General features: G+C 74.7%; 6 protein-coding genes. 1 reads left to right on the top strand and 5 read right to left on the bottom strand.

Features of this window, described 5'->3' with window-relative positions; all coding sequences use genetic code 11:
* Positions 1-65: 65 nt before the first annotated feature.
* The 5 genes from ACFW9D_RS12665 to ACFW9D_RS12685 all read right to left on the bottom strand — a co-directional run bounded on the left by ACFW9D_RS12665 (position 66) and on the right by ACFW9D_RS12685 (position 3,573).
* The gene (locus tag ACFW9D_RS12665) at positions 66-365 is read right to left on the bottom strand and encodes a hypothetical protein (RefSeq protein WP_384621003.1); all 300 of its coding nucleotides are present in this window, start codon (positions 363-365) and stop codon (positions 66-68) included.
* Complete coding sequence (locus ACFW9D_RS12670) at positions 362-973, bottom strand: RNA polymerase sigma factor (protein WP_188337245.1); 612 nt, start codon at positions 971-973, stop codon at positions 362-364. The genes ACFW9D_RS12665 and ACFW9D_RS12670 overlap by 4 nt, the downstream gene beginning before the upstream one ends.
* 198 nt (positions 974-1,171) lie before the next feature.
* A complete protein-coding gene (locus tag ACFW9D_RS12675) occupies positions 1,172-2,053 on the bottom strand; it encodes a hypothetical protein (protein WP_384621007.1) in 882 nt (293 codons plus the stop codon).
* On the bottom strand, positions 2,035-2,460 hold the full coding sequence (locus ACFW9D_RS12680) for a hypothetical protein (RefSeq protein WP_384621010.1): 426 nt from the start codon (positions 2,458-2,460) through the stop codon (positions 2,035-2,037). The genes ACFW9D_RS12675 and ACFW9D_RS12680 overlap by 19 nt, the downstream gene beginning before the upstream one ends.
* Positions 2,461-2,649: 189 nt before the next feature.
* On the bottom strand, positions 2,650-3,573 hold the full coding sequence (locus ACFW9D_RS12685) for a hypothetical protein (protein ID WP_384621013.1): 924 nt from the start codon (positions 3,571-3,573) through the stop codon (positions 2,650-2,652).
* A gap of 316 nt (positions 3,574-3,889) precedes the next feature.
* Here ACFW9D_RS12685 and ACFW9D_RS12690 point away from each other — a divergent pair, with 316 nt between their 5' ends.
* Positions 3,890-6,535, top strand: coding sequence for an N-acetylmuramoyl-L-alanine amidase (locus ACFW9D_RS12690; RefSeq protein WP_384621016.1), 2,646 nt, complete (start codon positions 3,890-3,892; stop codon positions 6,533-6,535).
* Positions 6,536-6,621: the final 86 nt, after the last annotated feature.

Raw genomic sequence — 6,621 nt, forward strand, 5'->3', positions numbered from 1 at the left:
CCCTCTATCGGGCCCGGCCGCCCCCCGCGTACACCCCTCCGCCTCGGGTGGGCCGCGTCAGTTGTTTAACCGCGCCCGGGCCGGCCCGCGCCGGGGTCCGGGGCGGCGCCGAGGCCGGCGCCGGCGACGCCGCCCACGGCGAGGCTCGCCAGCGCGGCGCCGACGGCGGCCCGTGCGGACCAGCGCGTGCGGCGGCGCCGCGGGCGCCTGTCGTCGCGGCGGCGGGGCCGCGCGTCGAGGGCGCCCGCGTCTCGGGCGGCCCGGAACGCGGCGCGGGCCAGCCGTTCGCCCTCGGGATCGGGTTCCGGCGGGCGTACGGCCGCGGCCAGCGCCTCGCCCACGGGGTCGGGGATCTGCTCGGTCATCTCGACTCACCCAGCGTGGGCGGGCCCTCATCCGTCACACCGCCGAGGTCACGGGCGAGTCGGCGCAGCCCCCGGTACGCGGCCGTGCGGACCGCGCCGGGGCGTTTGCCGAGGACGCGGGCGGCGGCCGGTCCGTCGAGGCCGACGACGACCCGCAGCAGCACGGCCTCGCCCTGGTCGCGCGGGAGTCCGGCGATCAGGTCGAGGGCCCGCCGGGTGGAGAGCGTCTCCATGGCCTGCTCGGCGGTGTTGTGCGCGGCGGGCAGATCGTGCAGGTCCTGTTCGAGCGCGGTGGCCTGCGGCCGGGTGCGGCGACGGCGCAGCAGGTCGAGGGCGCGATGCCGGGCGATGGTCGCGGTCCAGCCGCGGAAGCCCGCGCCGTCTCCGCGGAACCGCCCCAGGTCGCGGGCGATCTCCAGCCACGCGTCGGCGGCCACGTCCTCGGCGTCGTCCCCGACGAGACCGCGCAGATAGCCGAGCAGGCCGGGCTGGACCAGCCGGTAGGCCACGGCGAAGGCGTCCTCGTCCCCCGTCTGGGCCCGCTCGACGGCTGCGCCCAGCTCCCCGTCGCGCTCCTTCGCGCGCCGGGGTTCCCCTCCCTGGCCCAACCGCTTTCCTCTTCGTACGACGACAAGTACGCACCGATGCGTACGGAACGACGACCTCGGCACCCCGTGCGGGGCGCCGCCATCGGCTCCGCCCCCATGCCGATCAGCGCCGGAACGCGCGGAAACGTCACAGAAGCGCGGTCCGCGCGGCCCGAACCCGCCTTCCCTGTGCGGGAGTTGCGGCCGGGCGGCGCCGGATCAGGCCTCGAACACCGAGCCCTCGTCCGCGGGCAGCTCCACGATCTGCGCGGCCGAGGGCCTGCGCACCGTCAGCGGCTCCCCGTAGCCGGAGAAGCGCATCTTCCCCTTGATCTGCTCGGAGTCCATCTCGAGGCTGCGCAGGTACGGCTTCCCGGTGGCGTCCACGTAGGCGGAGCCGAGGTCCTCGTCGCCCTGCGGCGGGAGCAGCGGGATGACGCGGCGTCCGTCGCGGCGCTCCTCGGGCAGGTCCCGGGTGCCGCTGGTGTCGGCCGCCTGTGCGCCGAGCACCTGGCCCATGGTGCACACCTTGGCGAGGGCGTCGGCGCCCTTGGGGCCGGCGGGCACGTGCACGTACTTGCCCCGGACGAGGGCGAGGCGCTCGCGGATGCGCTGGGACACGGCGGGGCCGCGGGTGTCGGCCATGGCCTGCCACTCGGCCAGCGCGCGGTCGCTGTAGCTCATGTACACCTCGGGCCCGTCGTCCTTCGCGCCCTCGGCCAGGACGATCAGGTCGCCGCTCGCGCCCGGTCCGCCGTCCATGGTGCCGGTGCAGTTGCCCGCACGGTCCATGCGCAGGTCGGCCTGGGCCCGCTTGCCGTGCTGGGTGATGTCCACGGTCATCCGTACCGAGCGGGCCTCGCCCAGCAGGGTGACCGCCTGGGACAGCAGCCGTTCGCCCCGGGTCTGCGTGAGCACGGCGGGCGGTTCGAGGTCGGCGAAGGCCTCGGCGGACCAGTTCCCGTCGGCGCCGGGCGCCGCGAGGGAGCTCGCGGTCAGGCTCTCGGACGGCACGGGGTGGACGAGGACGCCGGCGCCGAGCAGCGCGAGGACGAAACCGCCGGTGAGCAGGGACCGGGTGGTCACAGTGCGGCGGCGCATGTGCGGCGCCTCCTTCCGGGGAGGGTCAGGTAGAAGGTCTGCAGCGACTCGGCGGCGCCCGCCTCGTAGCGGTTGACGACCTTGCCGAGGGGGCTGCGCACCCGCCCGTCCGGCATGCGTACGCCGACGTCCCGACCGAAGTAGTCGCGCTGGGACGGGTCGAAGGCGATCCACTCGGCGCCGGCCCGCCGCACCAGCACCTCGCCCACGTAGGCGCCGAGCCCGAAGAGCACGGCGTCGAGCTCGGGTCCGGGTGAGCTGCCCTGCCGCAGGCCGTCGACGATCCGGTCGACGACCCGCAGGCTGGCGACGGAGTAGTCGAGCGGCAGTCGCGCCGAGGCGACCCGGGCGACGAACGCCGCGGCGTGCCGGCGCATGTCGACAGGTCTGTGTTCCACCCCAGGCATGTGGTGCACCCCTTGGTCCGGTCGTGGGGAGACGCGGTCGGACTCGACCCGCATTCCCCCAGCGCTCGGGCTCACCGGAACATCACACGTCACACACATGTCGCTTCTCACACCGGAATGCGCCTGCGGCGTACAACCGTTCGCGCGTCCCGGGCGTCGGGGCCGGTCACCGGGGAACCCGGAGGGCTTCTAGCGTGCGGCGTCCGCGGGCAGCCGCACCGTGCCGTCGAAGACGCCGCGGTTGTCCGCGCGCACGTCCTGCTTCACGGTGATGGCGCCGCCCTGGTACGGCACGTCGAAGGTGAACGCGAAGCGGTGCGCCGCGACGCGGTAGCCGTGCGCGGCGTCGAGCTCCCAGGTCTCCGTGGAGCGCGTGAGCCTGATCTGCGTCTCGGTCGCCGTGACGCCGGCGTCCCGCAGCTGGGCGAGCGTCGGGTCCAGCTCACGGGCGGTCTTCTTCAGCGCCGGGCGGGTCCGCGCGTCGGCCAGCGTCCAGCCGGAGGAGGTCACTTCGAGCCGCACCGTGCCGCCCGAGCGCCGCACCTTCGCGCTCTTCCCGTACGCGGCGAACGCGTCGAGCCCCGCGACCGGGTCCTCCACGGCGTCGGCGATCGCGGGGTCGGTCACGGGTCCGCTGGTCCAGGCCCCGTTCTTCTTCACATGCCCGGTGCCGTCGACGACGTACACGGACTCGGGCTTGCGCTGCCCCTTACTGGTGGTCACGGAGCCGAGCTGTTCCACGGCGACGGGCGTGGTGGTGCGGTGCACGGTGGCGGTGTAGGTCGCTCCGGACGGGGCCTGTCCGCTCATGGTCGCGGACTCGCGGCCGTCGACGGCGAACGTCCAGCCGGACTCGCCCGCCATCGCGCGCCGGGCGCGGGCGAGGTACTGCGCGGCGGTCCGGGGCGTCCTGGCCGCGGCGGCGGGGGCGCGGGTCGCGCCCGGGCGGCCGTCCGCGCGCTGGGTGCGCTCCGTGCGCGGCGAGTCGGAGCGGTGGTGCCCCTTGCGCCGGGAGTCGCCGGAGTGCGAGGCCGAGCAGCCGGACACGGCGAGGGTCGCGGCGGCGAGCGCGGCCAGGACGGCGGTGCGGCGAAGACGTGTTGCGGGAAGCACGGGCACCTCGGGGGATCGCGAACGGGCCGGGGACCGGCCGGTCCCGTGGAAGCGGCCCGGTTATACAACGCGCGCCGGAACCCTCGCCAGCACGGGCACAAACCCCACCATTCCCCGCGCTCGCGTTCGGACCTGTGATGTTTCGGTGTACCCGCCCGCTGAATGGTGTGTGCCCACGTGACACGTGGGACCCATGTGACTTTCGAGGGGTGGGGCATTGAGCCCGCGACATACGCGAGGAAAAGCGCAGAGAGCCCAGACGCACGCGTACAGACCGCTGAGTCTGAAGCGCAGGGCCTGGATCACCATCGGCGCGGTGGTGCTCGGTGGAGCGGGGGTGACCGCGTACGCCATCGCCGATCCGGGGGGTTCGGAGCCGCAGGACGCGGTCCCGGCGCGCGCCGCGGCCGTGCACACGCTGAGCCTGACGACGAAGGGCGACCGCAAGGTCGTGCCGCAGAAGTCGACGCAGACCTTCGGCGCCGTCTCGGTGACCTGGAAGGACGCGAAGGCGCAGCTCGACGGCACCGCGCAGTTCCGCGCGCGTGACGCGGAGAGCGGCAAGTGGGGCGCCTGGACAACGCTGCCGGAGGAGACGAACGACGCCGACGGGTCCGAGCGCGCGCACACCGCCCTGCGCGGCGGCACCTCGCCCGTGCCGACCCCGTCCGACTCGAACGGCGTCGAGGTGCGGGTCGTCGACGCGGACGGCAACGCCGCGGACCTGCCCGCCGGCATGGACGTCAAGCTGATCGACCCGGGCACCGACCCGGTCCGCGGCAAGGGCGCGTCAGGCGGCATCGACCCGGCGGCGTACAGCGTCGCGTCGACGGAGTCGCCGGTGCCCACCGACACCCCGGTCGGCACGGAGAGCCCGGCCGCCACGGAGAGCCCGGTCGCGACCGAGACGCCCGTGGCCACCGAGACGCCGTCGGACACCGCGTCGGCGACCCCGCCGCCGTCCGGCAGCGCGACGGAGACCGCCTCCCCGTCGCCGACCCCGACCGTCCCCGAGGCCCCGCCCTCCACGGTCGTGAAGCCGGCGATCATCCCGCAGTCGGTGTGGGGCCCGGACCTCTCGCACGACGGCACGCCCGAGTACGACACGGAGATCAAGGCCGCGGTCGTCCACCACACGGGCATCGACGCCGACAACCAGGTGCCGTGCGCGGAGTCGGCGCGCCGCCTGCGCGAGATCCAGCAGGACCACGTGGCCAAGGGCTACTTCGACATCGGCTACAACTTCGTCGTCGACCGCTGCGGCCAGATCTTCGAGGGCCGGACCGGCGGCATGGACCTGCCGGTGCACGGCGCCCACGACTACGGCTTCAACACCGACACCGTCGGCATCTCCTACATCGGCAACTTCGAGTCGGCCAAGCCGACGAAGGCCGCCCTCGACGCCATCTCCCGCGTCGTGGCCTGGAAGTTCGGCCAGTACGGCATCACCGCGACCGGCACCGTGTCCCTCACCTCCAACGGTGACCTCGGCGTCCAGGGCAACAAGATCGCCAAGGGCACGTCCAAGACCTTCCCGCGCGTCCTCGGCCACCGGGACACCAACACCACGGCCTGCCCGGGCGCGAACCTCTACCCGAAGCTGAGCCGCATCGCGACGCAGGCCGCCGCGCCGGGCAACTCGCACGCCCTGCCCAGCCAGAACCTGCTCGGCGACGCGACGAACGACCTCGTCACCGGCCTGCCCAAGGGCGCGAGCGGCGGCCAGGTCGCCCTCGTCCCCGGCACGCTCGACGGCCCGACGGCCACCGGCCGCAAGGTCATCTCCCAGTCGAGCACCGGCGTTCCGGGCTCCGGCGAGAGCGGTGACGAGTTCGGCGCCGCCACGGCGACCGGCGACATCAACGGCGACGGCCAGACCGACCTGGTCGTCGGCCAGCCCGGCGAGGACGACACGTCCGGACACGCCAACCGCGGCGCGTACACGATCCTCTACGGTCCCGCCTTCACCAGCGGCGTCGGCGTGAACACGGACGCCGCGCAGGCCGTGGCCAACGCCCGGTTCGGCGCGGCGCTCGCGGTCGGCGACTTCAACGCCGACGGCAAGGCCGACGTGTTCTCCGCGACCACGGTCAGCGGCGGCACCTGGCACGCCCGCTACAGCGACACCAAGCGCGCGGGCGGCGCCCTCACCTCCGCCACCACCTCCCTGGCCGTCCCGGACGCCACGTCCGGCGACTTCAACCGGGACGGCTACGCGGACGTCGCGCTCAACTACCGCGACGGCGGCGGCATCGGCCGCGTCGTCTGGTTCAAGGGCGGCAGCGCCGGTCTGGCCAAGGTCGCGACGCTGTCCGTCAAGGGCGGTCGCGCGGTCGCCGCGGGCGACATCAACGGCGACGGCGTCGACGACCTCGTCATCGGCCAGCCCTACGTCGCCGAGTCCGGTGCCGCGACCGGCGGCCAGGTCACGGCCGTCTACGGCGTCGCGGGCACCGGCCTGTCGACCACGGGCGCGAAGACGATCCACCAGGACTCGTCCGGCGTACCCGGCGGCGCCGAGGCCGGCGACGCCATGGGCGCCTCCGTAGCGGTGGGCGACTACGACCTCGACGGCTACGCGGACGTCCTCGCGGGCCTGCCCAACGAGGACCTGACCCGCACGACGAACCGCGCCGACGCGGGCACCACGCTGCTCCTCAAGGGCTCGTCGGCCGGTCTCACCGGCACCGGCGCGCTCTCCGTCAGCCAGGACTCCAGCGGTGTCCCGGGCTCCAGCGAGTCGGGCGACAACGTCGGTTCGGCCGTGGCGCTCGCGGACCTGTCCGGCTTCGGCCGCACGGACCTGGTCCTCGGCGCGGCCGGTGAGGACGCGGGCAACGGCGCGCTCCTGTACGTGCCGAGCAACAGCAGCGGCCTGGGCCTGAGCCAGACCGTGTACTACGGCAACGGCTCGATCGGCACCCCGGCCGGGGGCCGCCTGGGCACCAACCTGGCGCCGTAGCCTGGCGGTACGACCCACGAGGGGGGGGGGCGGGGGGGGGTGGCGCGGCGCCGGGCGCCGCCCGGGGGCGAGACCCCGCCCCCGCG

The sequence above is a fragment of the Streptomyces sp. NPDC059524 genome (assembly GCF_042749255.1).
In the GTDB taxonomy this organism is placed as follows: Bacteria; Actinomycetota; Actinomycetes; order Streptomycetales; family Streptomycetaceae; genus Streptomyces; species Streptomyces xanthii.